19 protein-coding genes and 1 tRNA gene are annotated in these 26,489 nt (G+C 65.2%); 12 read left to right on the forward strand and 8 right to left on the reverse strand.

Annotation, left to right across the window (positions count from 1 at the left end; genetic code table 11):
- Nucleotides 1–141: 141 nt before the first annotated feature.
- Nucleotides 142–666, forward strand: coding sequence for a Cif family virulence factor (locus tag ABIB99_RS16330; protein WP_354176601.1), 525 nt, complete (start codon nt 142–144; stop codon nt 664–666).
- 201 nt (nt 667–867) lie between these two features.
- On the opposite strand, the gene ABIB99_RS16335 is transcribed toward ABIB99_RS16330, so the two are convergent.
- A tRNA-Val gene (locus tag ABIB99_RS16335) sits at nt 868–942 on the reverse strand.
- 73 nt (nt 943–1,015) lie between these two features.
- Entirely contained in the window at nt 1,016–1,375 is a 360-nt protein-coding gene (cpdR, locus tag ABIB99_RS16340; RefSeq protein WP_007597092.1) for a cell cycle two-component system response regulator CpdR, read from the reverse strand.
- Between the two features lie 329 nt (nt 1,376–1,704).
- On the opposite strand from cpdR, the gene ABIB99_RS16345 reads away from it, so the two are divergent.
- The 3 genes from ABIB99_RS16345 to ABIB99_RS16355 all read left to right on the forward strand — a co-directional run bounded on the left by ABIB99_RS16345 (nt 1,705) and on the right by ABIB99_RS16355 (nt 4,924).
- Nucleotides 1,705–2,595, forward strand: a complete 891-nt coding sequence (locus ABIB99_RS16345; RefSeq protein ID WP_014491809.1) for an N-formylglutamate amidohydrolase — start codon at nt 1,705–1,707, stop codon at nt 2,593–2,595.
- A 547-nt stretch (nt 2,596–3,142) separates the two neighbouring features.
- Complete coding sequence (gene hisN / locus ABIB99_RS16350; RefSeq protein ID WP_014491808.1) at nt 3,143–3,925, forward strand: histidinol-phosphatase; 783 nt, start codon at nt 3,143–3,145, stop codon at nt 3,923–3,925.
- Nucleotides 3,926–3,958: 33 nt separating this feature from the next.
- Nucleotides 3,959–4,924, forward strand: coding sequence for a Bug family tripartite tricarboxylate transporter substrate binding protein (locus ABIB99_RS16355; protein ID WP_354176603.1), 966 nt, complete (start codon nt 3,959–3,961; stop codon nt 4,922–4,924).
- Nucleotides 4,925–5,149: 225 nt separating this feature from the next.
- On the opposite strand, the gene ABIB99_RS16360 is transcribed toward ABIB99_RS16355, so the two are convergent.
- The gene (locus ABIB99_RS16360) at nt 5,150–6,040 is read right to left on the reverse strand and encodes a LysR substrate-binding domain-containing protein (protein ID WP_354176604.1); all 891 of its coding nucleotides are present in this window, start codon (nt 6,038–6,040) and stop codon (nt 5,150–5,152) included.
- Between the two features lie 92 nt (nt 6,041–6,132).
- On the opposite strand from ABIB99_RS16360, the gene ABIB99_RS16365 reads away from it, so the two are divergent.
- Entirely contained in the window at nt 6,133–6,885 is a 753-nt protein-coding gene (locus ABIB99_RS16365; protein ID WP_028148087.1) for a sulfite exporter TauE/SafE family protein, read from the forward strand.
- 3 nt (nt 6,886–6,888) lie between these two features.
- Here the strand turns inward: ABIB99_RS16365 and ABIB99_RS16370 are convergent, their stop codons facing one another.
- The gene (locus ABIB99_RS16370) at nt 6,889–7,299 is read right to left on the reverse strand and encodes a GFA family protein (RefSeq protein ID WP_354176605.1); all 411 of its coding nucleotides are present in this window, start codon (nt 7,297–7,299) and stop codon (nt 6,889–6,891) included.
- Between the two features lie 66 nt (nt 7,300–7,365).
- On the reverse strand, nt 7,366–7,998 hold the full coding sequence (locus ABIB99_RS16375; protein WP_354113979.1) for a LysE family translocator: 633 nt from the start codon (nt 7,996–7,998) through the stop codon (nt 7,366–7,368).
- Nucleotides 7,999–8,212: 214 nt separating this feature from the next.
- Here ABIB99_RS16375 and ABIB99_RS16380 point away from each other — a divergent pair, with 214 nt between their 5' ends.
- Both ABIB99_RS16380 and ABIB99_RS16385 read left to right on the forward strand, forming a co-directional pair.
- A complete protein-coding gene (locus ABIB99_RS16380) occupies nt 8,213–10,009 on the forward strand; it encodes an adenylate/guanylate cyclase domain-containing protein (protein WP_354113980.1) in 1,797 nt (598 codons plus the stop codon).
- A gap of 191 nt (nt 10,010–10,200) precedes the next feature.
- Nucleotides 10,201–13,011: a di-heme-cytochrome C peroxidase gene (locus ABIB99_RS16385; protein ID WP_354176608.1), complete on the forward strand. Its 2,811-nt coding sequence runs from the start codon at nt 10,201–10,203 to the stop codon at nt 13,009–13,011.
- Nucleotides 13,012–13,045: 34 nt separating this feature from the next.
- Here ABIB99_RS16385 and ABIB99_RS16390 read toward each other — a convergent pair whose 3' ends face one another.
- Nucleotides 13,046–13,993 (reverse strand): alpha/beta fold hydrolase, encoded by a 948-nt coding sequence (locus tag ABIB99_RS16390; protein WP_028148092.1) that lies wholly within the window; start codon nt 13,991–13,993, stop codon nt 13,046–13,048.
- A gap of 207 nt (nt 13,994–14,200) precedes the next feature.
- Here ABIB99_RS16390 and ABIB99_RS16395 point away from each other — a divergent pair, with 207 nt between their 5' ends.
- Nucleotides 14,201–14,662, forward strand: coding sequence for an Hsp20 family protein (locus tag ABIB99_RS16395; protein ID WP_063985698.1), 462 nt, complete (start codon nt 14,201–14,203; stop codon nt 14,660–14,662).
- Between the two features lie 153 nt (nt 14,663–14,815).
- On the forward strand, nt 14,816–15,586 hold the full coding sequence (locus ABIB99_RS16400; RefSeq protein ID WP_063985699.1) for an alpha/beta fold hydrolase: 771 nt from the start codon (nt 14,816–14,818) through the stop codon (nt 15,584–15,586).
- Nucleotides 15,587–15,690: 104 nt separating this feature from the next.
- On the opposite strand, the gene ABIB99_RS16405 is transcribed toward ABIB99_RS16400, so the two are convergent.
- The gene (locus ABIB99_RS16405) at nt 15,691–16,461 is read right to left on the reverse strand and encodes a hypothetical protein (protein WP_354176611.1); all 771 of its coding nucleotides are present in this window, start codon (nt 16,459–16,461) and stop codon (nt 15,691–15,693) included.
- 491 nt (nt 16,462–16,952) lie between these two features.
- Between ABIB99_RS16405 and gltB the strand changes: the two genes are divergently transcribed.
- Both gltB and ABIB99_RS16415 read left to right on the forward strand, forming a co-directional pair.
- Nucleotides 16,953–21,686, forward strand: coding sequence for a glutamate synthase large subunit (gltB, locus tag ABIB99_RS16410; RefSeq protein ID WP_063985700.1), 4,734 nt, complete (start codon nt 16,953–16,955; stop codon nt 21,684–21,686).
- 163 nt (nt 21,687–21,849) lie between these two features.
- Complete coding sequence (locus ABIB99_RS16415; RefSeq protein WP_247315754.1) at nt 21,850–23,301, forward strand: glutamate synthase subunit beta; 1,452 nt, start codon at nt 21,850–21,852, stop codon at nt 23,299–23,301.
- A 206-nt stretch (nt 23,302–23,507) separates the two neighbouring features.
- Here the strand turns inward: ABIB99_RS16415 and ABIB99_RS16420 are convergent, their stop codons facing one another.
- On the reverse strand, nt 23,508–25,250 hold the full coding sequence (locus ABIB99_RS16420) for an outer membrane beta-barrel protein (RefSeq protein ID WP_231143655.1): 1,743 nt from the start codon (nt 25,248–25,250) through the stop codon (nt 23,508–23,510).
- A gap of 190 nt (nt 25,251–25,440) precedes the next feature.
- Between ABIB99_RS16420 and ABIB99_RS16425 the strand changes: the two genes are divergently transcribed.
- The gene (locus tag ABIB99_RS16425; RefSeq protein WP_063985702.1) at nt 25,441–26,448 is read left to right on the forward strand and encodes a KpsF/GutQ family sugar-phosphate isomerase; all 1,008 of its coding nucleotides are present in this window, start codon (nt 25,441–25,443) and stop codon (nt 26,446–26,448) included.
- Nucleotides 26,449–26,489 lie beyond the last annotated feature (41 nt).

Here is a 26,489-nt window from a genome sequence, read left to right on the forward strand (position 1 = left end):
GACGATGCGCCACGTCCGCGGCATCGGACGTGGCGTGAACCAACGCATCCGTGATGCAACGGTGACCGCCGCTCGCGCGATCCTGAAAAGCCGGCGCCACGATCAATGGTATGATCATTGTCATCCAAAAGAGAGATGATCATGCCCCCTTCCAAGATGTCTCGAGACTCGATCAGGCTACGACCGTTTGCACGGCGCGGTCATGTTGCGGCAATTGCCGCAGCGCTGTTTCTCGCGGCGACCGCCTGGTCAGCCGGGCCGGCGCTGGCCGCGGCAGATGATGCGCAGGCACGGGCCATCTTCGAAAAATTCATTGCCGCGCAGAATGCGCACAACGCGGACGATGTGAGGGCCATGCTGTGGAATTCGCCCGGCGTGCTGTTGTTTGCGAGAGGCATCGAGACCAGAGGACGAGATGCGGTCGCGGACCGCTTCAAGGGCTACTACGAGGGCACCTGGCACCTCGAACCCGATATGTCGAAATTCCACGTCGCCGTGATCTCGAACGAGGTCATGCAGGTCCTCGTTCCCATCGTCTTCACGCGTGGCCTTCCCGGCAAGCCACCCCAACAGAATACGTTTCTGATCAGCCAGACCTACGTGCGGGATGCGAACGGCTGGTCCGTCGCCTCCGTCCTGCCGGTCGCGAACACGGAACTGAAATAGCTGCGATCGAGTATTGTCGGGGCGTGGCTCGCTGCAGAACCGGGGCAAATCCCGGATTGCGCTTCGCTCCATCCGGGCTACACGCACGCTTCGCAATCGCGGATTGTTTGGGCTTGCCTGGCCGAAGCTCGCGGCGGGCAACCCGCCTGCGCCCTTTGGGCTTCGGCGTGGCATCCTTCTCTCGCTATCGCGAGCGAAGGATGGTGGGCGCGACAGGGATCGAACCTGTGACCCCTACCATGTCAAGGTAGTGCTCTCCCGCTGAGCTACGCGCCCTAGATGTCTCTAGATCGGGTCGGGTCCCTATAACGGCTCAGGGGAGCCGGTGCAAGGACCGAAGGGGGCCGATTTAGGCCGCCAGCATCTTGTTCACTTCGCTGACCAATTCGCGCAGATGCACGGGCTTGGACAGCACCTTGGCGTTCTTGGGGGCGTCCGAATCCGAGTTCAGGGCAACCGCGGCGAAGCCGGTGATGAACATGATCTTGATGTCGGGGTCGAGTTCCGAGGCCCGGCGGGCGAGCTCGATGCCGTCCATCTCCGGCATCACGATGTCGGTCAGCAGCATCTCGAACGGCTCTTCCCGGAGCCGCTGATAGGCGGCCATGCCGTTGTCATGGGACGAGACCTGAAAACCAGCGTTTTCCAGCGCCTTGACCAGGAAACGGCGCATGTCGTTGTCGTCTTCGGCGAGCAGGATTTTGGGCATGGCAGGAAACGTCAAATCCCCAGAGGATATCAGCAGCGGTTACTAAGCCCGACAGAGGGTAAATTTGGGGTGAAAATCTTTACCCTGGGCTGGCTGCGCTGCCGGTCCCTTGTGAACCCGAATGCGGCACGAATCAATCGAGCCGCGCCGGCGCATCCCCGCTTCCCTGCCCACACGGTTAAGACATGTTCCAGCGCCGATCACATCTTTTCGCTTGGCAGAATGGTTGCGATTCCAGACAATGACGACACATAAGAGCCGCTCCACCGGCCGAATCAATTCGATCCGAGACCCGGATCCCGCGGCGCGAAGGGACGAAGCCTGAGAAGATGACCCGGTTTGACGGCGACGTGTCGCCCGCCTTCGAGATCGTGGAGCCCGCGCAATGGCGCGCGCCTGTCATCTTCAACTCGCCCCATTCCGGCTCGACCTATCCGGACGAATTCCTCAGCGCCTCCAGGATCGACCTGACGACGCTGCGGCGGTCCGAAGATTCCTTCATGGACGAGCTGATCGGCCATTTGAGCGAGCGCGGCTTTCCGACCGTGCGGGTCAACTTTCCCCGCTCCTATGTCGACGTCAATCGCGAGCCCTATGAGCTCGATCCCCGCATGTTCACCGGACGGCTGCCGAGCTTTGCCAATACCCGCTCGATGCGGGTTGCCGGCGGGTTAGGCACCATCCCGCGCGTGGTCGGCGACGGCCAGGAGATCTATCGCGAACGCATCCTGGTCGACGATGCGCTGGCGCGGATCGAGACGCTCTACAAGCCCTATCATCGCGCGCTGCGCCGGCTGATCAACAAGGTGCACCAGATGTTCGGCACCGTGGTGCTGGTCGATTGCCACTCGATGCCCTCGGTCGGCGTCAGCAGGGACGAGCCGCGGCGGCCCGACATCGTGATCGGCGATCGCTACGGCACGAGCTGCACGCCGCTGCTTCCGGACAGGGTCGAGGAGACCATGGGCGGGCTCGGTTATTCGATCGGCCGCAACAAGCCCTATGCCGGCGGCTTCATCACCGAGCATTACGGCAACCCCGCAAGCGGGCTGCACGCGGTGCAGCTCGAGCTCAACCGCGCGATCTACATGGACGAGCGGCGGCGCGAGCGCAGTCCGCGCTTTGCGCAAGTGGCAAGCGACTTCGGCGTGCTCGCCGACGTGCTGGCGACGACGATCCCGTTCGGCGATCTCGGCCCGTTCCAAGCCGCGGCTGAATAGACGCGAGCCGTCGCCGCGCGATCGCGTCGCCGATCAAACATCAGATCAAGCTGCCAGCGTATCGTGCGCCGAATCTTCGCTTCGCGTTTTCGCGCGCTCGAAGTGAAGATCGAGGCTCAAAGAAAAAAGGGCCGCTTCTGATGAAGAAGCGGCCCAAGTCTAGGGAGGAAACGCCCAAGGAGGGCAGCGGTAACGCAGAGCGCTACCGCACCGCAACAATATGCGGCCGCGACGCACAAAGTGCAAGGGCTTTTGAGCCGTTTCCCATGCAATATGCACATGGCTCAATTGCTTATAGCGAAACCCAGATTCAGTTTCTTTGATAAGGAAATTCAATGGGTTGATAACCGTTTGCATACGAACGAGGCATACTCGGAACTAAGTTTTCAACTCTATGATCGATATTTGGCCAGCATATGACTGGGATGGGGCATCCGGTTGCGGCATCCAAAATACCAGGGAGCAAACCAACTCAGCGCTGCACGCGAGAAGCGAATTGAGCTAGGCAGGAGCGAGCTTCACCCGACTTTCGTTTTGAGGATGCGCCGTGACGGTGATCGACTTCTCAGCCTTCATCGGACGGCTCGCCACCGCCTCCGGCGAAACCATCCTGCCGTTCTTCCGCACCTCGCTGTCGATCGACGACAAGAGCAAGACCAAGGATTTCGACCCCGTGACGGAGGCCGACCGCGCCGCAGAGGCGGTAATGCGCCGGCTGATCAAGGCGAGCTTCCCCCAGCACGGCATCGTCGGCGAGGAATTCGGCAATGAGCGCGAGGACGCCGATTATGTCTGGGTGCTCGACCCCATCGACGGCACGAAATCCTTTATCGGCGGCTTTCCGATCTGGGGCACGCTGATCGCGCTGCTGCACAAGGGCGCGCCGGTGTACGGCATGATGCACCAGCCCTTCATCGGCGAGCGCTTCTCCGGCGACAACGGCTCGGCCACGTATAAAGGCCCGTCCGGCGAGCGCCGGCTCCAGGTCCGCCGCTGCGCCTCGCTGTCGGAAGCGACGAGCTACACCACCAGCCCGCTGCTGATGAACGAACGCGACCGCGCCATTTTCAGCCGCATCGAACAGGGCGCGCGGCTGTCGCGCTATGGCGGCGACTGCTACTCCTATTGCATGCTGGCGGCCGGTCACGTCGATCTCGTGGTCGAGACCGAGCTGAAGCCTTACGACATTGCAGCCCTGATCCCGATCGTGACCGGCGCCGGCGGCGTCGTCACCACCTGGGAAGGCAAGCCGGCCCAGGGCGGCGGCCGCATCATCGCGGCCGGCGACGCCAGAGTTCACGAAGAAGCACTGAAACTGCTCAACGGATAAGCGCCCCAAGGAGCGTGCATGAAAAGAGCCTGCATGAACAACTGGCCTAAGCTCCTCCTCGCATTCCTGCTCCTGTTTCCCGCCCTCGCCTCCGCGCAGAATTTCCCCGCAAAACCGATCAAGTTGATCGTGCCGTTCCCGGCCGGCGGGCCCAACGACATCATTGCCCGCGTGATCGGCCAGCGCATGTCGGAGCTGTCAGGGCAGCCGGTGCTGATCGACAATCGCGGCGGCCAGGGCGGCGTGCTCGGCACCGACGCGGTCTCCAAGGCCGCGCCCGACGGCTACACCATCGCCATCTCCTCAGCCGGCGCGCTCGCGATCAGCCCGAGCATGGAGCGGGTCGCCTACGACACAGCGAGCGACCTCACGCCGGTGACGCTGGTTGCGACCGTGCCGGAAATGCTGGTGGTTGCCACCAACGTGCCCGCAAAGGACATCGGCGAGCTGATCGCGCTCGCCAAGGCGCAGCCCGGAAAGCTCAATTTCGCCTCCTCCGGCCCCGGCAGCCTGCCGCACCTCGCCGGCGAACTGTTCAAGCTGACGGCCAAGATCGACATCGTCCACGTGCCCTATCGCGGCGCGGCGCCCGCGGTGAACGATCTCCTGGGCCAGCAGGTGCAGATGACGTTCCTGGATCTCCCCGTGCTGCTGCCGCAGGTCAAGGCGGGCGCGTTGAAGCCCATCGCGGTCGGCTCGGCCGAGCGCTCCACGACCGCGCCCGACGTGCCGACCACCGCGGAAGCGGGCTTTGCCGATCTTCGCATCGAGAACTGGTACGGCATGGTGGCGCCGAAGGGCACGCCGAAAGAGATCGTCACCGCGCTGCATGGCCTGGCGACGAAGGCCATGGCGGATCCGGCCGTAAAGGAAAAGCTCGCCGCCCAAGGCGCGACGCTGATCGGCGACGAGCCGGAGCATTTTCGCAGCTTCATCGCGGACGAGACGAAGAAGTGGGCGAAGGTGATCAAGGACGCCGGCGTCGAGACGGCGAAGTAGCGCGCGGTAGGCGAACGGCCTCACAACGCGACAGGTGCGTTCCCTCCCCCCTTGCGGGGGAGGGTTAGGGAGAGGGGTCCACACGGGGACTCCATCGATCTCTCTTCTTCGCGACAGCGATACCTTTTCCTGGGCCACCCCTCTCCCCCGCCCTCCCCCGCAAGGGGGGAGGGAGCGCAGTTGTGCGCACAGCCGCAGCGTAGGCTCACATCAAAAAAGCCGCCCTCACACCGCCGCCGCCCGCAAATGCTCCACCAGCATCTTGGCCGGCCTTGGCAGCGCCTTGAAGCTGCGTGCGCAGATCACGAGCTTGCGGTTGGCGAAGGCATCGCGCAGGCGGACCATGGCCAGCGGCATCAGCTTGGCGCAGCGGCGGGCGGCGGATATCGGCACCAGGGCGATGCCGACGTCAGCGGCGACCATCTGACAGATCGCGTCGAAATCGCGCAGACGCGCACGGTAATGCGGACGCATGCCGAGCCGGGCGGCGTGCTTCGAAATGTGCATCTGGAGCGCAGTGGCGCTGGTGAGCCCGACAAAGTCACAAGCGCCTGTCTCCTGAAAATCGATCTGGCGACGGCCCGCGAACGGGCCGCGCCGCGACGTCACCAATGTCAGGTGGTCCTCGCTGAAGACAAAGCGCTCGATATGGTCGGGCAGCGCGTGCTCGGCGGCGAAGCCGAGATCGGCGGCACCGGCGGTGATCGCTGCCGCGATATCGGTGCTCTCGCGCTCCTCGATGTCGATGGCGACGTCGCGATGCTCGCGCAGGAAGCCCGCCAGCGCCTTCGGCAAATGTTCCGACAGCCCCGAGGTGTTGACGAGAAAATGCACGCTCGCGCGCACGCCGCTGGCAAAGCCGGCGAGATCGCCGCGCATGGCGTCGACCTGGTGCATCACGACCCGTGCATGATCGAGCAGGCTCTCGCCCGCCGCAGTCAGCTCGACACCGCGCCGCCCGCGCTTGAGCAGCGCGACGCCGAGCGCGTCCTCGAGCCCTTTTATGCGCGCGCTGGCAGAGGCCAAGGCGAGATTCGATCGCTCGGCGCCGCGCGTGATGCTGCGCTGGTCGGCTACCGCGATGAAGAGCTGGAGGTCGACGAGGTCGAAGCGCATGGTCGGATTCTCCTCAGCCTCCGCCAGGAACGAAGGCTGTCTCCGTAACCTTCAGATTGTGCCCGCGCGCGGCTTCGGTCAATGTGCAAGATATGATTGACCCGCTCCTCATCCTCATCGCCGCCGTCTTCCTGATCGCCGGATTCGTCAAGGGCGTGGTCGGGCTCGGCCTGCCGACCGTGTCCATGGGCCTGCTCGCGGTGAACATGGCGCCGAGCCGCGCGATCGCCATCGTGATCGTGCCCGCCATCGTCACCAATATCTGGCAGACCTTCGCCGGCCCCTATCTGCGCGACATCCTGAGGCGGCTGTGGCCGCTGATGATCGGCACCGTGATCGGATGCTGGCTCAATGCCGGCGCGCTGACCGGCCCGCATGCCCGTTACGGCACGATCGTGCTCGGAATCCTGCTCGTGATCTACGCGATCATCGGGCTCAGCAAATTCAAGTTCCACGTCGCGCCGCAGAACGAGAAATGGGTCGGCGGCGTGGTCGGCGTGATCACCGGCGTGATCTCGGCCTCGACCGGCGTGCAGGTGATCCCCTCGATGCCGTTCATGCAGGCGATCGGCATGGAGAAGGACGAGCTGGTGCAGGCGCTCGGCGTGTTCTTCACGACGGCGACGCTGGCGCTCGCCTTCAATCTCACCGCCGGCGGATTGCTGACGCCGGCGAACGCCGTGCCGGGCGCCGTGGGCATGGCCATGGCCTTTGCCGGCATGTTCGTCGGCCAGTCGGTGCGGGCGCGGATGCCGGCGGAAGCGTTTCGCCGCTGGTTCCTGATCGCGATGATCCTGCTCGGCGTTTATCTCGCCGGCAGCGCGCTGCTGAAGGAGTTCGCCTGAGGCCTACGATTTGGGTTCGTATCCCGGTACCCATTTTTCGTGCTGGGGCAGATCGTCCTGGATCGTCCACCACGGTGCGCGCGACGAGGTGAAGACGTGGAGGCGGGGCCTCACATCGGGATCGTCATCGAGCAGGCCGGCGGGAATGCTGACGGTCGGCAGATAACTCGCCTTGCCCGGCGTCAGGCAGCCGCAGGTCTTGCAGCGATGGCGGAAGCTCCCCGGTGCGGATTCGTAAGCCACCGTCATGTCCTCGCCGGCAACAAAGCGAAACTTGTCGGCATCGACATGGGCGTAGGTGGCGAAGGCGGCACCGGTCAGCTTGCGGCAATTGGCGCAATGGCAATGCGTCAGCGCACGCACATGATCGATCTCGAAACGCACGACGCCGCATAGGCAGCTTCCACGAACCATCGAAACCTCCCCGCGCGGCCTCTATCGGGCCGACTGCATGCCGGACCAGTCATTCGTTCGAATGAGTTATCGCGTCTCCAGCATGGCGACGCGGATGCCGAGATAGATGAAGAGGCCGCCGAGCGCGCGGTTGACCCAGGCGATCGCGCCCTCAGACTTGCGCAGCCGGTGGGCCGCCCTTGCCGCGAACGCCGCCAGCACCAGGCACCACAACGTTCCCGTAAAGATGAAGATCAGGCCGAGCGTCAGGAAGGCGAGCGGCTTGTGCGGGGAATCGGCTGCGACGAATTGCGGCAGGAAGGCCAGGAAGAACAGCGCGACCTTGGGATTGAGAGCGTTGGTGAAGACGCCCTGGAGGAAGACCCGCCGCAGCGGGCTCTGCTCCGGCTCGTCGATGGCTGCGGCCAGCGCCGGGCGCGACCACAGCATCTGAAGTCCCGTCACGACGAGATAGGCCGCGCCGACCAGCTTCAGGATCGAGAAGGCGGTCGATGAGGCCATCAGCAGGGCCGAAAGGCCGATTGCCGCGCCCGCAACGTGGAAAAAGCAGCCGAAACTGATGCCGAGCGCGGCCGCGGCGCCGCCCCGCCAGCCCATCTGCATGCTGCGGCCGATCACGTAGACCGAGTCCGGGCCGGGCGTGATGTTGAGCAATATGCCCGACAGGATGAAGAGCCAGATCTCGTGAATGCCCAGCATGTGAGGTGCCCCCGTCAGCCTTGAAAGGCGGGCTTATTCGGTTCGGCCGCCGCCGTCCACCGCCAGGATTGCGGAGAATTTACCTCAAATTTGCAATGCGGATCATGCTTTCGCTCGGCCTTATCTGCTCTATAAAGGCAGTGTTCTTGGAAATGCGGGATTCGAGGCGACTGCCACGCGGGGGCCGGTCATCGATCCCTTGGAGCTCCGGACTATGGAAAGACGTCTGGCCGCCATCGTCTGCGCCGATGTCGCCGGCTATTCGCGCATGATGGGCAGCGACGAGGCCGGCACCCATGCCGCCTTTAAGGCCCATCGCAGCGCGATCCATCCCATCATCCTCAACCATGGCGGCCGCGTCGTCAAAAACACCGGCGACGGCTTCCTGCTGGAGTTCCCGAGCATCGTCGGCGCTGTCGAGGCCGCGATCGCGATGCAGACGTTGATGGCGGAGCGCAACCACCACCTGCCTGCCGAGCGCGCCATGCAGTTTCGCCTCGGCATCCACATGGGCGACGTCATCGCCGACGAGGACGAGGTATTCGGTGACGACGTCAACATTGCCGTCCGCCTCGAAGCGGTGGCGAGCCCCGGCGGCTTCGCCATCTCGGCCAAGGCCTACCGGGAGGCGAGCAAGCACCTGACCGCGCTGCTGGTCGATGCCGGCAACCATCGCTTCAAGAACATCAAGGACCCGATCGGGGTCTGGACCTGGATGCCCGAGGGTGCGCCGGCGCTTGCGCCCGAGCTCCGGGAGGCGTCGGTGCTGTCGCAGCAGTACCGCACAGCGATCGTCGGTGTGCTGCCCTTCGCCAATCTCAGCGACGCCCAGGACGAATATTTCTCCGACGGCCTCACCGAGGATCTGATCCACGCGCTGTCGCTGCAATCCTTCTATCGCGTGCTGAGCCGCAACTCGACCTTCGCGTTCAAGGGCAAGAACACCAGCACCCGCCTGATCGCGCGCGAGATCGATGCCACCTATCTGATCCAGGGCTCGGTGCGGCGCGCCGGAGCCAAGATCCGCGTCACCGCCGAGCTGGTCGCGCCGGAGACCGGCGAGCAGCTCTGGACCGGCCGCTACGACCGCGACATCGGCGAACTGTTCGCGATGCAGGACGAGATCACCACCAATCTGTCCGCCGCCATCGCCACCGAGATCGTCCGGGCGGAGGCCTCGGCGCCGGCGCGGCTCTCCACCGACGTGACCGCCTGGGACCGCTTCCTCAAGGGGCTGTCGCACTACTACCGGCAGACCAAGGAGGACCTGGCCACCGCCGTCGGCCTGTTCCGCGAAGCCATCAGCCTCGATCCCAAACTGTCGATCGCGCACGCCTATCTCGCCACGATCCAGATCCAGAGCATCCAGTTCGGGTGGGTCAAGGGCACCCGCGAGATGTGGGCCGAGGCGATGGCCCTCGCCGAGACCAGCGTCCGGCTCGACCCGCGCTCCTCCTTCGCCTTCTCGATCCTGTCCTGGGCGCATGCCATGGAGGCGCATTACGAGGCCGCGATGGACGCCGCCAAGCGCGCGGTCGCGCTCAACCCCTACGACAACGGCGCACGCGGCGTGCTCGGCATCTGCCATTTCGTCATCGGCGAGCACCGCGAGGCGATCGAGCTGTTCTCGATGGCCGCGCAGCGCGACAATAGCGACCCGCGCTACCAATGGGCCGCGCTGAACGCCTTCAGCCATTATCTGCTGGGGCAATACGACGCGACCCTGTCCTGGGCGCGCGAGCAGCTCTACATCAACCCGAACCACATGCAGGCGCTGGCGATCCGTGCCGCGGCGCTGGCACAGTTGGGTCGGGACGATGAGGCGGGCGAGGCCGTCGGCGTGCTGATGCGCAACTACCCGACGCTGAATGTCGATCGTCACTTGCGCAATTTCCACTGGAAGCGGCCCGAGGACCTTGCCCATTACCGCGAGGGGCTTCTGAACGCGGGCGTGCCGCTCAGCAAGCTGACCCTGGTGCAAAGCGACGTCAAACGCGCGGCCGAGTCCTGACAGGCGGGCCTTCACGGTCCCGATCCAGTCCCTTCGCAAACCGCGGACCGGCCTTTATTGACAGGACCGTGAATTCAGCCACACTTTTTTACACGCTGAAGTAGTATAAGCTGCTGTCGGTTTGTTAGGACTTTCCGCGCTCTATCGGCGCGTCTTCATTTCACGATTCGCTGTTTTCAGGATTTTGGGCCATGAACGACCCCGCCTCGAAGCCTCCCTTCGATCCCTCGATCCAGGTCTCGCCAGACAATCCCTGCCCCTTCCTGCGCGGCCTCGTCTGCGAAGGCTTCGTCGACGGCGGGACCGTCCCGATCGGCAAGCTATCGCAGACGATCGCGAATGCGAGCGGCGACAAGGGCCTGATGAAGACGGTGGCCCGCGTCGAGACCCGCGGCATCGCGCTGATCGCCAACGGCTTCGGTCACATCCTGAAGAGCATCTTTTCGGGCGCACAGCTCGATGCGCTGCGCGGCGGCCCCCTGGACAAGCGCGGCGCCGGTTCGCGCATCCTCGGCGTCGACGGCAAGGTCAACGAGGATCAGATCGCCCGCCTGGCCAGCTTCGGCAGGGACTATACCGATCCGAACGGCGGCGGCACCGAGCCCGGCATCAACGCGTCGGAAATACAGACCTACATGCGCGACAACCTCAAGCGCGCCGGGAGCGCTGCGCGCTGGTATTACCGGATCTTGATGCAGTTCGAATGGCCCATCCTGCTGAAGATCATGGGCAAGGGCGAAGGCGAGAACCGCTACCTCGGCATCGCCGACGTGCGTACGCTGTTCAACGAGCGCAAATTCCCGGAGAGGATCACGCAGCGGGTCGTCAGCCAGCCGGTCAAACCGCCCTCACTGATATTGCGCGTTGCCGGCGGACTCGTCGCTGCGCTGCTCGTCTTTGGCGTCGTGGCGCTGCGCTTTCCCGATCAATTCCAGCCGATGCTGCCCGGCATCCTCGGTGACCTCGTGGCGCCGCCATTGCCGAAGCTTGTCGAACCCCGGGCCGCGTACTGGCTCGAGCAAAACTGGGCGCTGGAGGACCGGCACTGGTTTCATCACGCCAGCCAGGGCACCGCGACCTTCCCGGTGCCCTATAGCTGGTTCATGGCGCTCGAGCAGCCGCGGCTTCATTTCTTCGCAAAGCCCGGGATGCTGCATGACAGCGACCATCTCCAGCGCTTCGGCTTCATCCCGAGCCCGCAGACAATCAACACCGACGACGCCACGCTGCGCCGGTTCGGCTACGCCAATGTCTACGACAAGACCAAGCCGGTGCCGGCGCGGCTTTGGGATCCGCCGGTTAACTGGGGCGCCCAGGCTGAAAACGTCGACGGCCTGCCCGTCGGCTTTGCGCGCATGACCGGCGTACCCGATCCTGCGACCGGCCAGGTCGGCGACGACCGGATCGGCCTGACCTGCGCCGCCTGCCACACCGGCCAGATTCACTACAAAGGCATCGACATCCGTTTCGACGGCGGCCCGGCGATGACCGACCTGAGGAAGCTCGAGGTCACGACGGGTCTGTCGATCGCCTACACGCTCCTCGTGCCGGGTCGCTTTATCCGCTTCGCCGACCGTGTGCTCGGCCCCTCCGCCAGCGGTGCGGATCGCGATGCGCTGAAGCAGAAGCTGCGCACGATCAGCACGTTCCTGATCGACTGGGAGAAGACCTACGCGAAAACCATCGACGGCAAGACGAGGTTCAACGAGAAGACGAAGCGGGAAGAGAAGCAGCAGGACACCGAGGAAGGATACGGCCGTCTCGACGCGCTCAACCGCATCGGCAATCAGGTCTTCGCCCAGGACATGACGCTCAGCGGCCTCAGCGGCTTCGAAAAGAATCTGCACGCCAAGGACGCGCCGGTCAGCTTCCCGCCGATCTGGACCGTGCCCTGGCTCAAATTCGCGCAATATGACGCGTCCATCGAACAACCGCTGATCCGCAACGCCGGCGAAGCGCTGGGCGTGACGGCGCTGCTCAATCTGTCCGACAATACCCCCAAGGACACGCTGTTCCGCTCGTCGATGGATATCAAGAATCTGAACTGGATCGAGGATCTGCTGAAGGGGGCGGCGCCCTATCCGAAAAAGCAGCTCTCCGGACTGACATCGCCGAAATGGCCGTCGGACATCTTCGGCGACAATGCCTGGAAGATCGATGGTGAACGCGTCAAGAACGGCCGCAAGCTCTACGCGCAGATCTGCGTCGAATGCCATCTCGGGCCGGTCAACGATCCCGTGTTCGACACCGAGTTTCCGGACCAGAGCATCTGGTCCTCGTCGCGCTGGGAGACCATCGGCAAAGACAAATTCCTGAACGAGGTCCAGAAAAGCGTCAAAGGCATGGGGACCGATCCCGCTCAGGCGAGCGTGCTGCAGACGCGGACGGTTCAGGTCCCGGGCTTTCTCGAGCTCGATCCCACGCAGAAGCTCAATGCCTGGTGGAGCTGCAATCTGCCGGCTATCTCCTCGACCGACATGCCGTACTCGGTCGGGCTGATGGTGCTCGTCGACATCGTCAGCCGCAAAGCGATGGACGATGCGAAGATCGACCCGAAGGTTCAGCAGGCCTGGTGGGGTGAGCGCAAAAACTGCCCGAATCCCGGTCCGCAGCCGCCCGAGGCGAAGGAGCCGCGGCCCTGGTATCGCGCGCGCCCGCTCAACGGCGTCTGGGCCACCGCGCCTTACCTGCACAACGGATCGGTGCCCTCGCTCTACTGGATGCTGAGCCCCGCGGCCGAGCGCCCCAAATCGTTCTGCATGGGTGGTGGTCGCGACTACGATCCGAAGCAGGTCGGCTTCGCGGTCGTCGACGGCGAGAGCTGCAAGACCGGGCAGTCGCGCTTCTCGACGCGAGCGTCTGATGGCACCGAGACCTTCGGCAACAGCAATGCCGGCCACTCGTTCGATGGCACGCCGGGCCCCGGCAAGGACGGCACCATCGGCCGCGTGCTCAAGGAGCAAGAGCGCTACGACCTGATCGAGTATCTGAAGACGCTGTGAGCTGGTCTTCTTACCTCGCCCCGCCGCTGCTTCCTCACTTGAACAGCGGCGTGCCCGGCACGAAGGCGTCGAAGGCGGCCCAGAACTGGGAGCGGTAGCGGTCCTGCTCCTGGAGGATCTCGTGCTTGGCGCCGGCGATCACGAGATGGGAGCCGGCGCGCAGGTGGTAGGCGAACTCCTCGATCGCCGCGGTCGAGACCACGGTGTCGCTGGAGGCCGCCAGCATCAGGATCGGCTGGCGGATCTGGGAAGGGTAGTTCTTGCCCTTGAAGGTGTTCATGGCGTGGAAGGCGGTATCGGCCCAGGCGACCGTCGGTGACGCGAGCCCGAGCGTCGGATCCTCCTCCAGGATCGCGGCATTGCGCGCATAGCGCACGGGATCGCTGGTCAGCGGATTGTTGATGAAGGGATTGAGCCCGGTGATGTGGTCGCTGCCGCCCGGGACATAGCGACCGCCCATCCCCATCAGGCGCATCGTCTTCAGCAGCGCCCGCGCCGGAAACGAGGTGGCGCGGCCGGGCAGGTCGATCATCGGCGCCGACAGCACCATGCGGTCGAACCAGCGCTTGCCCGCGTGCGCCACCCGCAGCATCACCGTGCCGCCCATGGAATGGGCGAGCGCGAAGAAGGGCGGCGGGCAATCCGGCAGCACCACCTGCTGCACGAAGGTCTCGACGTCGATCTCGAAATCGGAGAAGTCGCGCACATAGCCCTTGCGCGGATCGCGCAGGCGGCGCGAGGAGTGGCCCTGCCCGCGCCAGTCGATCATCGCCACCGCGAAACCGCGGTCGCGCAGGTCGCGCACGGTCTCGAAATATTTCTCGATCTGCTCGCTGCGTCCGGTGAAGACGCAGACCGTGCCCTTGCGGTTCGCCGGCGGCGCCCAGCGCGCAAAGCGCAGCTCGGCGCCATCGGGTGTCTTGATGGTGCCGCTGACGACGTCTTCGGGAACGGGATTGGACGGAATCGAGATCAGCGTCATTGGGCGAGAAATGCTGCAAATCAAGGGGCTGGAGCGCCGAAAAGGCGCAACTTGCCGCCCTCTTGAACGCCGTTCCCCTGAACCCATATCACCATGGTGCAGGCCGCTACCAGTGTTTCGGAACCGGAACATTAGGCTGCACACAGACTAAAGCCCGGCCCGATTGGCGGGCGGGTTACCAACAGTCGCTCAATGGAGGACTAGACCATGCGTACCTACGACCTGACTCCGTTTTACCGTTCCACCGTCGGCTTCGACCGCCTCTTCAGCCTGCTCGACCAGGCCGGTTCGGACGGCAGCCCCGGTTATCCCCCCTACAACATCGAGCGTACCGGCGAGAACACCTACCGCATCACGGTTGCGGTGTCCGGCTTCGCCAAGGACGAGCTCTCCCTCGTCGCGAAGGAAAACACGCTGACGATCAAGGGCGAGAAAGTCGCCAACGAGAACTCGAAGTCCGAAGTGCTCTACCGCGGCATCGCCGCGCGTGCCTTCGAGCGCGCCTTCCAGCTTGCCGACTTCGTGCAGGTGAAGGACGCCTCGCTCGAGAACGGGCTGCTTCACGTCGACCTCGTGCGCGAGATTCCCGAAGCCAAGAAGCCGCGCCAGATCGCCATCAACGCGGGCGCGCCGAAGGCGCAGGTGATCGAGAGCTCGGTCGCCGCCTAAGCACGCCGACAGCCGCCAAGTTGCGAAAACGCCCCGGTGCCCCGGGGCGTTTTTTTGTTTTGCATTGCATCACAGAACGGTGAGGACATGTAACGCCGCGACCACACGCTCCGTCCTTTGGGCATCGCAGCAAAAACAATACGGAGCACGATCATGTCACTTTGGCGCAGCCTTTTCGTCGCCGCGAGCTTGCTGGCGGCCCCCATCAGCCTGGCTCACGCGCAGACGCCGCAGACGGTGAAAGCCAAGAACGTCGTTCTGGTGCACGGCGCCTGGGCCGACGGATCGAGCTGGTCGGAGGTGATCCCGATCCTCCAGGCCGCGGGCCTGCACGTCACCGCCGTGCAAAATCCGCTGTCGTCGCTTGCGGACTCCGTCGAGGCGACCAAGCGCGCGCTGGCCGAACAGGATGGCCCGACCGTGCTGGTCGCGCATTCCTGGGGCGGCACCGTGATCAGCCAGGTCGGCAACGACCCGAAGGTCACCGGCCTCGTCTACGTCGCCGCACGCGCGCCCGATGCGAACGAAGACTTCGTCGCGCTGTCGAAGCAGTTTCCGGCAGGCCCGGCCCGCGCCGGCATCGTCGAACGCGACGGCTACACAAAGCTCTCGGAAGACGCCTTCCTGAAGTATTTTGCCAATGGCGTGAAGCCGGAGCAGGCCAGGGAGCTCTACGCCGTGCAATGGCCGACGGCCGCCTCGATCTTCGCCGGCCGCACCACGGAAGCTGCATGGCACACGAAGCCAAGCTGGTACGCGGTGTCGAAGAACGACGGCACCATCAATCCCGATTTCGAACGCTTCCTCGCCAAGCGCATGAACGCAACCACGATCGAGCTCGATGCCGGCCACCTCTCGCTGGTGTCGCATCCGAAGGACGTGGCGAATCTGATCCTGGAAGCGGCGGGGTATCCGCGCAGCTGAGCGCGCGATCGCCGCAATGAAAAAGCGCCCGAGCTCTTCGGGCGCTTTTGTTTTGCTCAGGTCTCCGTCCAGCGCGTGGCGCGCAGTCGCGTCAAGCGAGCGCGCTAGTCCAGCCCCTGCGCCGCCGGCATCTCCTGCGTCGGCATGATCGTCGGAGCCGGCTTGGCCTGACCGACGGTTGGCGCGGCGGTTTGCGGTGCGGCTTCGGCGGGCTTTGCTTGCACGGCGGCGGTCTGCTGGGTGAGCTGTGCCTGCGGCGCTTGTGCCTGCTGCGGAGCTGCCGCGGCCGGCTTGGCGGCGGCGACAGGCGCCTCGCCGCGGCGCGGTGCGGCCTTCGGCAGCGGCACGGTGCGGCTGGCGACATGCGGGATGGAGGCCGGCGGACGCGGCGGGCCGCTGCGGACCATGGTCGGCGGCGGCAGCGCGCTTTGTGGACGGTAAGGTGCAACCGTCGGCACCTCATCGCTGGGCGCCATGCCGAAGGCGTCGGCGGCCGGCATGAAGCGCAGAATTCGCCCGTCGCGGGCATCGATCGCCAGCCGGCCGTCGTCGCCGCGGCGGTCGATCACCGCGATGGTGTAGACGCCGCCGCGCAGGCGCGGGATGCCGAGCGGCGAGAAGCCGTTGTCGCGCAGCACAGCGTAGACCTCGGTCGACGGCAGCAGCGCCGGCGCCGGACCGCGCTCCTCGTAGCCATAGCCGTAACCGTAACGGGGCGGCGGCGGCGCGGCTTCCGGCGGCCCATAGGGTCCGTCGAAATCCGAGACCGCGATATAGGCGCCCCGCGCAGCGCCGTTGGCCGGAACTTGTGCCTCGGCGGCCGTCGCCACCAGCGCCAGCGTGGCAGCGGCCACACATCCTGTGAAAAACTTCATGGTCGACACGCTCCTGTCAGGCCCCCGAATACCTCGCGCTCTTTCGCTTCTTGCGGCGTGGCGCGCCTTTCGAAGGGCTGATCCGAAGCTTCATTCGGGATTTCGGCGTCTACAGGGCCGGATCAGGGCGCGTTTGCTTCAAAACCGGGGCCGCGTGCCATGCGGAAAGCGCTGATTGACACTCTGGGAATCGGGACTTCCGCGCGCTTGTGTGATAGACAAAAATTTGGCAAGGTGATGGTTAGGACAGGAAGACTGTCTCAATTTTGCTTGCAGTTCCGGCATACGGATTGCAACGAAAGTCGGTGCTTTCGAGCGCCAGGAAGGCAACAGGCAAAGCCGTTCTCGGGGACGAAGAACGCCTTGGCCTGAATTTAAGAAAATGCGGCTCGCAGCGGACGAGCGGTGACCCAGAGGCGGGTGCCGCGGAACGCCCAAGGTGCGCCGAAGATAGCGGTGAGGCAGCTTGCCGCATGGAGAGGATTGGAACAATGACCGGGTCGCAATTCGAGCGCGCAAACATCGTGGCAGAAGAACTGTCGGCGACGGTCGCCTCGAAAACGACTGATCCGATTCAGGAACACAATTCGCGCCCGCCGGCTGTAGGTCTGTACGATCCGAGCCTGGAGAAGGATTCCTGCGGCGTCGGCTTCATCGCCAACATCAAGGGCAAGAAGTCCCACGAGATCGTCGCGGACGCGCTCAGCATCCTCTGCAACCTCGAGCATCGCGGCGCCGTCGGCGCCGACCCGCGCGCCGGTGACGGCGCCGGCATCCTGGTGCAGATCCCGCACGCCTTCTTCAGCCGCAAGGCCGGGGAGCTCGGCTTCACGTTGCCGGCTCCGGGCGAATACGCCATCGGCGCGCTGTTCATGCCGCGCGACACCGCCTGGCGCAACGTCATCAAGAGCATCATCGCCGACCAGATCAAGGAAGAGGGCCTGACCCTGCTCGGCTGGCGCGACGTGCCGACCGACAATTCCTCGCTCGGCGTCACCGTGAAGCCGACCGAGCCCGCCTGCATGCAGGTGTTCATCGGCCGCAACGGCACCGCCAAGACCGAGGACGATTTCGAGCGCCGGCTCTACATCCTGCGCAAGTCGATCTCGCAGGCGATCTACCAGCGCCGCGACCGCGGCCTTGCGGGCTATTACCCCTGCTCGATGTCGTGCCGCACCGTGATCTACAAGGGCATGTTCCTCGCCGACCAGCTCGGCAAGTACTATCCCGATCTGCACGAGGCGGACTTCGAGAGCGCGCTCGCGCTGGTGCATCAGCGCTTCTCGACCAACACCTTCCCGGCCTGGTCGCTGGCGCATCCCTACCGCATGATCGCGCATAACGGCGAGATCAACACGCTGCGCGGCAACACCAACTGGATGGCGGCGCGCCAGGCTTCCGTGAGCTCCGAGCTCTACGGCAAGGACATCAACCGGCTCTGGCCGATCTCCTACGAAGGCCAGTCGGACACCGCCTGCTTCGACAACGCGCTCGAATTCCTGGTGCAGGGCGGCTACTCGCTGCCTCACGCCGTCATGATGATGATTCCGGAGGCGTGGGCCGGCAATCCTCTGATGGATGAGAAGCGCCGCGCCTTCTACGAATATCATGCCGCGCTGATGGAGCCGTGGGACGGCCCCGCCGCGATCGCCTTCACCGACGGCCGCCAGATCGGCGCCACGCTCGACCGCAACGGATTGCGGCCGGCGCGCTATCTCGTGACCAAGGACGACCGCATCGTGATGGCGTCCGAGATGGGCGTGCTGACGATCCCCGAGGACCAGATCATCACCAAGTGGCGGCTGCAGCCCGGCAAGATGCTGCTGGTCGACCTCGAGCAGGGCCGCCTGATTCCGGACGACGAGATCAAGGCCGAACTCGCCCGGAGCCATCCCTACAAGGAGTGGCTGGAGCGGACCCAGATCGTGCTGGAAGAGCTGCCGAAGGTGCCGACCACCGGCGTGCGCTCCAACCTGTCGCTGCTCGATCGCCAGCAGGCGTTCGGCTACAGCCAGGAAGACATCTCCATCCTGATGACGCCGATGGCCTCCACCGGCGAGGAAGCCGCGGGCTCGATGGGCAACGACACGCCGATCTCGGCGCTGTCGGACAAGGCCAAGCCGCTGTTCACCTACTTCAAGCAGAACTTCGCGCAGGTCACCAACCCGCCGATCGACCCGATCCGCGAGGAGCTGGTGATGAGCCTCGTCTCCATCATCGGACCGCGGCCGAACCTGTTCGACCTGCAAGGCCTCGCCACCACCAAGCGTCTCGAAGCGCGCCAGCCGATCCTGACCGATGCGGATCTCGAGAAGATCCGCTCGATCTCCGACGTCGCCGAGTCGCATTTCAAGTCGCGCACGCTCGACACCACCTTCCACGCCGGTCTCGGTGCTGCCGGCATGGACCAGGTGCTCGACGAGCTTTGCGCGCGTGCGGAAGCCGCCGTCCGCGAGGGCGTCAACATCATCATCCTGTCCGACCGCATGGTCGGCAGCGACCGGGTGCCGATCCCGGCACTGCTGGCCTGCGCCGCCGTGCATCATCATCTGATCCGCGTCGGACTGCGCACCTCGGTCGGCCTCGTCGTCGAATCCGGCGAGCCGCGCGAAGTGCATCACTTCGCCTGCCTGGCCGGCTACGGCGCCGAAGCGATCAATCCCTATCTGGCGTTCGAAACCATCATCGCGATGAAGGACCGCCTGCCCGGCTCGCTCGACGACTACGAGATCGTCAAGCGCTACATCAAGTCGATCGGCAAGGGCCTGCTCAAGGTGATGTCCAAGATGGGCATCTCGACCTACCAATCCTATTGCGGCGCGCAGATCTTCGACGCCGTCGGCCTCAAGGCGGACTTCGTCGGCAAGTTCTTCGCCGGCACCCACACCCGTGTCGAGGGCGTCGGCCTTGCCGAGATCGCGGAAGAAGCGGTGCGCCGTCATGCCGACGCGTTCGGCGAGGCGCAGGTCTACAAGACCGCGCTCGACGTCGGCGGCGAATATGCCTATCGCAGCCGCGGCGAGGACCATGCCTGGACCGCGGAGTCGGTCGGGCTGCTCCAGCACGCCGCCCGCGGCAATTCGCTGGAACGCTACCGCGCCTTCGCCAGGATCCTGAACGAGCAGTCGGAGCGGCTGTTGACGCTGCGCGGCCTGTTCCGGATCAAGAACGCGGACGAGGAGAAGCGCAAGCCGATCCCGATCGACCAGGTCGAGCCGGCCAAGGACATCGTCAAGCGCTTCGCCACCGGTGCGATGAGCTTCGGCTCGATCTCGCGCGAGGCGCACACCACGCTCGCGATCGCCATGAACCGGATCGGCGGCAAGTCGAACACCGGCGAAGGCGGCGAGGAAGCCGACCGCTTCAAGCCGATGCCGAACGGCGATTCCATGCGTTCGGCGATCAAGCAGGTCGCCTCGGGCCGCTTCGGCGTCACCACGGAGTATCTCGTCAACTCCGACATGATGCAGATCAAGATGGCGCAGGGTGCCAAGCCCGGCGAAGGCGGCCAGCTGCCCGGCCACAAGGTCGACGCGACCATCGCCAAGGTCCGTCACTCGACGCCGGGCGTCGGCCTGATCTCGCCGCCGCCGCATCACGACATCTACTCGATCGAGGATCTGGCGCAGCTCATCTACGACCTCAAGAACGTCAACCCGACGGGCGACGTCTCGGTCAAACTGGTCTCCGAGATCGGCGTCGGCACGGTCGCCGCCGGCGTTGCCAAGGCGCGCGCCGACCATGTCACCATCGCGGGCTTCGAGGGCGGCACCGGCGCTTCGCCGCTGACCTCGATCAAGCATGCCGGCTCGCCCTGGGAGATCGGCCTTGCCGAGACCCACCAGACCTTGGTGCGCGAGCGGCTGCGCAGCCGCATCGTGGTCCAGGTCGACGGCGGGTTCCGCACCGGCCGTGACGTCGTGATCGGCGCGCTCCTCGGCGCCGACGAGTTCGGCTTCGCCACCGCGCCGCTGATCGCGGCCGGCTGCATCATGATGCGCAAGTGCCACCTCAACACCTGCCCGGTCGGCGTCGCGACCCAGGACCCCGTCCTGCGCAAGCGCTTCACCGGCCAGCCCGAGCACGTGATCAACTACTTCTTCTTCGTCGCCGAGGAAGTCCGCGAGATCATGGCATCGCTCGGCTTCCGCACCTTCAACGAGATGATCGGCCAGGTTCAGCTGCTCGACCAGACCAGGCTGGTCGCGCACTGGAAGGCCAAGGGCCTCGATTTCTCGAAGCTCTTCGTCAAGCAGAAGGAAGAGAAGGGCCAGAAGATCTATCATTCCGAGCGCCAGAACCATCATCTGGAGGCGGTGCTCGACCGCACGCTGATCGAGAAGGCGACGCCTGCGCTCGACCGCGGCGCGCCGGTGAAGATCGAGGCCAGGATCAACAGCACCAACCGCTCGGCGGGTGCGATGCTGTCGGGCGCGGTCGCCAAGATCTACGGTCATGCCGGCCTGCCGCACGACACGATCCATGTCGGGCTCAAGGGCACCGCCGGCCAGGCATTCGGCGCGTGGCTGGCGCAAGGCGTCACCTTCGAGCTCGAAGGCGAAGCCAACGACTATGTCGGCAAGGGCCTCTCGGGTGGCAAGATCATCGTCAAGCCCCCCGCCAACAGCGGCATCGTGCCGGAAGAGAGCATCATCGTCGGCAACACGGTGATGTATGGCGCCATCCAGGGCGAGTGCTACTTCCGCGGCGTCGCCGGCGAGCGTTTCGCCGTGCGCAACTCGGGTGCGGTGGCGGTCGTCGAAGGCGCCGGCGATCATTGCTGTGAATACATGACCGGCGGCATCGTGGTCGTGCTCGGCAAGACCGGGCGCAACTTCGCGGCCGGCATGTCCGGCGGCATCGCCTATGTGCTCGACGAGACCGGCGACTTCGACAAGCTTTGCAACATGTCGATGGTCGAGCTCGAGCCGGTGCTGTCGGAAGAGCTGATCAACGCCGGCACCTATAACCACTCGGGTGACCTCGAGGCGCACGGCCGGGTCGACGTGTTCAAGAACCTGCTCGACTCCGACGTCGAGCGCCTGCACGTCCTGATCTCGCGCCATGCCAAAGCGACCGGCTCCAAGCGCGCCGCCGACATCCTTGCCAACTGGAAGGACTGGCTGCCCAAATTCCGCAAGGTGATGCCGGTCGAATACCGGCGCGCGCTGCGCGAAATGGCCGCCAACGCGGACGCCGAGCCGAAAATCGCGATCGGCGCGTAGAGCGATAAGCCCTCATGGTGAGGAGCGCGATAGCTGCGTCTCGAACCATGAGGTCACCAGCGGGGCCTTTCATCCTTCGCGACGCGGCGCCAGTGCGCCGCTCCTCAGGATGAGGGTCTGGCTAGAGAGAAGACGAATTTAAGCGGCAGGGACTTCGGGTTTAATGGGCAAGATCACGGGTTTTCTCGAAATCGAACGGCATGACCGCAAGTACACCCCGGTCGCCGAGCGCGTGAAGCATTACAACGAGTTCGTCGTTCCCTTGACCGAGAAGGAAACGCGCGATCAGGCCGCGCGCTGCATGAATTGCGGCATCCCCTATTGCCACGGCACGGGCTCGGTGGCGCCCGGCACGCCCGGCTGCCCGGTCAACAACCAGATCCCCGACTTCAACGACCTCGTCTATCAGGGCAATTGGGAAGAGGCCTCGCGCAACCTGCACTCGACCAACAATTTCCCGGAGTTCACGGGGCGCATCTGCCCGGCGCCGTGCGAAGCGTCCTGCACGCTCAACATCGACGACAACCCCGTCACCATCAAGACCATCGAATGCGCGATCGTCGACCGCGCCTGGGACAATGGCTGGCTGAAGCCGGAAGTGGCGACCGTCAAGACCGGCAAGAAGGTCGCGGTGATCGGCTCGGGTCCGGCCGGGATGGCCTGCGCGCAGCAGCTCGCGCGCGCCGGCCACGACGTGCATCTGTTCGAGAAGTTCGCCAAGGCCGGCGGCCTGCTGCGCTACGGCATCCCCGACTTCAAGATGGAGAAGGGCGTCATCGACCGCCGCGTCAAGCAGATGGAAGGCGAAGGCGTCACCTTCCACTACAACAGCCATGTCGGCGCTGACGGCAATGTCGACCCGCGCGAGATGCTCAACGATTACGATGCCGTCGCGCTGACCGGCGGCGCAGAAGCCCCGCGCGACCTGCCGATCCCCGGCCGCGACCTCCAAGGCATCCACTACGCCATGGACTTCCTGCCGCAGCAGAACCGCCGCGTCTCCGAGGAGCCGCTCGGCGGCGTCCAGGAGATCCTGGCCGGCGGCAAGCATGTCGTCGTCATCGGCGGCGGCGACACCGGCTCGGACTGCATCGGCACCTCGCTGCGCCAGGGTGCGCTCTCGGTCACCCAGCTCGAGATCATGCCCGCCCCGCCCGAGCGCGAGAACAAGGGCCTGACCTGGCCGAACTGGCCGCTCAAGATGCGCACCTCCTCCAGCCAGGCCGAAGGCGCGGTCCGCGAATACGCCGTGCTGACGCAGAAGTTTTCCGGCGAGAACGGCCAAGTCAAGAAGCTGCACTGCGTGCGCGTCGACGACAAGTTCAAGCCGATTGCCGGCACCGAGTTCGAGCTCGATGCCGAGCTCATCCTGCTCGCGATGGGTTTCGTGCATCCCGTGCACGAGGGCCTGCTCAAGCTGCTCTCGGTCGATCTCGACCCGCGCGGCAACGTCAAGGCCAACACGCTCGACTACCAGACCTCGCGCCCGAACGTGTTCACCGCCGGCGACATGCGCCGCGGCCAGTCGCTGGTGGTGTGGGCGATCCGCGAGGGCCGGCTGTGTGCGCGGTCGATCGACACGTTCCTGATGGGGAAGACAGATCTGCCGCGGTAACCGCGGCTGGTTCTGCTGCCAGATTAGCAAACGGTGTCATCGCCCGGCTTGACCGGGCGATCCAGCATTCCAAAGACAGTTGTAATCGAAACGATAGGCCGCGGCGTACTGGATGCCCCGGTCAAGCCGGGGCATGACAGCGGAGTAGGTGGCGAGAGCGGAGCCGAACTAGGCCGCATACGCTCAAACGCGACGCACCGCCGCCCTCAATTCTGCAACCTCACCCCCACCAACATCACCGTCCCCTGCGAGCTCGACCCCGGCTGGTTCGAGTTCAGGATGTCGTGGCGCAGCGTGCCCTTGATCCAGATGTTGCGGTTGAGCTTGTAGATCAGATTGCCTTCGAGTGAGTAGGTTTTGTCGTTGCGATTCTGGTTTTGGTAGTCGTAGGTGCCGTAGGTGAACTTGCCGACCGCGGTGAGCCAGCGGCGGAAGTCGTGATCGACCTCGATCCCGTAGGTGCGCACCAGCACGCCGGAGGAGCCGGGGACCGTGGACTCCGCGATCTGCGTGTCGGTGGCGAATTTCACCGTGGTCAGGCCGCTCGCGTTCCAGATCAGCGAGCCCGCGGTGAGGAAGCCCGCGAGCTGGCTGAGGCGCGGGTCGACATAGTTACGCGCGGTATAGCCGACCGAGATCTCACCGATCAGGATGCGCGAGAACTCGAAGCTCGAGCCGACCTTGGCGTAGCCACCCGATGAATCGCGGAAATAGCCGTTGCGGTCGGCGGGCTGGTCGTGCACGCGACTGTCGCCTTCGATCTCGACGAACGGCTTCAGCCCCGGCTTGAGGTCGTAGGAGAAACGACCGATGCCGCCATACTGGTTGAAGTCGCGGTCGTCGTTGCTGAAGGTCGAGCCGTCGGTCAGCTTGGAATCGGTGTAGGCGGTGCGATCGACGGTGGCGCCGGCAGCCACCTGGAAGCGATTGAAAGTCTGGTCGAAGCCGAGCGTGGTGCCGTAAGCGGCGTAGATCGGATATTTCTGCAGGCCCGCCTGCACGTTCGGGCTGCCGGGATTGTCGGTCGCGACCCGCAGCCGGAACTGCGAGGTGAGCTTGAGGTCGCGACTGACGTCAAAACGACCGTCGACATGACCGGTGAAGTCGGGGCGATCGATCTCGACCGGCGACGGCGAGGCGAAGCCGTCGATCGTCGCCGGCATGTTGTTGGTGTAGCCGGAGAACGAGCCGCGCAGATCGGCGACCAGCGCGTGGCGCTCCCAGTCGGACATCACGAGAAGATCGGGCGCGACGACATAGGCCGGCGAGCCGACCGGCTTGTTCAGGCGCGCCGGATTGGTGTCGTAGCCGGCCGAGAGCTCGAGCCCGCCCTTGATCAGGAAGCTGCCGGCATAGTCGCCGACCGCTCCGAACGCATCGTCGTCGGCCTTGAGGCGGCGGCGCAGCGGCTGGCCGGGCACGGTGCCCGCCATCGCCCGCGGCACCGGCGCCTTGTTTGCGGTTTCCGACGGCGGCGGCGCGATGCGCGGCGGCCCTAGCGTCCGGTCCGGCGTTGCCGGCGGCACCGGCGAGCCGGGTCCGACCGGGCGCTTCGGCCTCGGCTGCCCGGGATAGAGCTTTGGCTGCTGCCGCTTGCGGTTGAGCGAGTCGTAGCCGGAGCCGCTGGCGCCGTTGGCGGCCGGCAGGCCGTACGTCGGCACCTGGCCGACGCGCGAGGTCGCCGGCGCCTGCTGGCGCTTGCGCGGATCGGCATTGGGATCGGGCAGCGCCGGGAGCGCATCCAACGGCGCCTGCGGCACGCCCGCCGTGCGGCGCGTCGGCAGCGTGTCGGGCGCGGCAAAGCCGCCGCGGTTGGGATTGAACAGGTCGGGCGTGAGGCTCTGGGCGGCCGCCGGCGCGCTTCCGAGGGCGGTCAGCGCAAGGCACGGCAAAGCCGCGCGCAGGAAATGCCCGCGTTTGCTCCGGCTCGTGCCTGGAGGCGCCCCCACGATGTAAGAACTCCAACGAAATCAAAGACTTTCACGACGACCTCCGCCAGCGAGCGGGAACCATCGTTAATGGAGTTAAAACAATTATGGTTAATGACCCGTTTCGGGCCCTGGCGCTCTCGTCGCCTCGCCGGTCTCGGCATGCTAAGCAGGGCCAACGGGCGCGCGCCCCTCCTCCCTGGACCTGAACATGTCGAGCTCGAAACCGCTGATGACCCCATCATCCGGCCCTACTCCCGACAGCGTCGAATCCGCGCTCCGCACGCTGGAGACGGAGAGCGGCGGCATCAACGCGCTCGCCGCCGCCCTGCGCGGTCCGCTGGGCGCGACCTTCGCCAAGGCGGTCGACCTGATCCGCAACGCCAAGGGCCGCGTCATCGTCACCGGCCTCGGCAAGTCCGGCCACATGGCGCGCAAGATCGCGGCGACGCTGGCCTCGACCGGCACGCCGGCCTTCTTCGTCCACACCGCCGAAGCCGCCCATGGCGACCTCGGCATGATCACCGCCGACGACGTCATCATGGCGCTGTCCTGGTCCGGCGAGCAGCCGGAGATGAAGACGCTGGTGAACTATTCGGCGCGCTTCGCGATCCCGATGATCGCGGTGACGTCGAACGCGGCGTCCTCGCTGGGTCAGGCCGCCGACATCGTGATCGAGCTGCCGAAGGCGCGCGAGGCCTGCCCGCACAATCTGGCGCCGACCACCTCGACGATGATGCAGGTCGCGATCGGCGATGCGATCGCGATCGCGCTGCTCGAAGGCCGCGGCTTCACCGCGCTGGAGTTCGCGCATTTCCACCCCGGCGGCAAGCTCGGCGCGATGCTGAAATTCGTCCGCGACTACATGCGCACGGGCGCGGAGATCCCGCTCAAGCCGCTCGGCACCAAGATGTCGGACGCGGTGATGGAGATGTCCGCCAAGGGCCTGGGGTGCGTCTGCATCGTCGACGATGCCGGCGGGATCGCGGGCATCATCACCGACGGCGATCTGCGCCGCCACATGCGGCCGGATCTGCTGACGGCGTCCGTCGACGACATCATGACCAGGCAGCCGAAGACCGTGCCGCCCTCTATGCTCGCCACCGAGATGATCGAGGTGCTGAACACAAGCAAGATCACGACGCTGGTCGTGACCGAAGCGGACAAGGTGGTGGGCATCGTGCACCTGCACGATCTGCTGCGGGCGGGCGTGGCGTAAGCACGCTGTCTTGACCCTCACCCTGAGGAGCGCGCCAACGG

The sequence above is a fragment of the Bradyrhizobium sp. LA6.1 genome (assembly GCF_040547805.1).
GTDB lineage: Bacteria > Pseudomonadota > Alphaproteobacteria > Rhizobiales > Xanthobacteraceae > Bradyrhizobium > Bradyrhizobium barranii.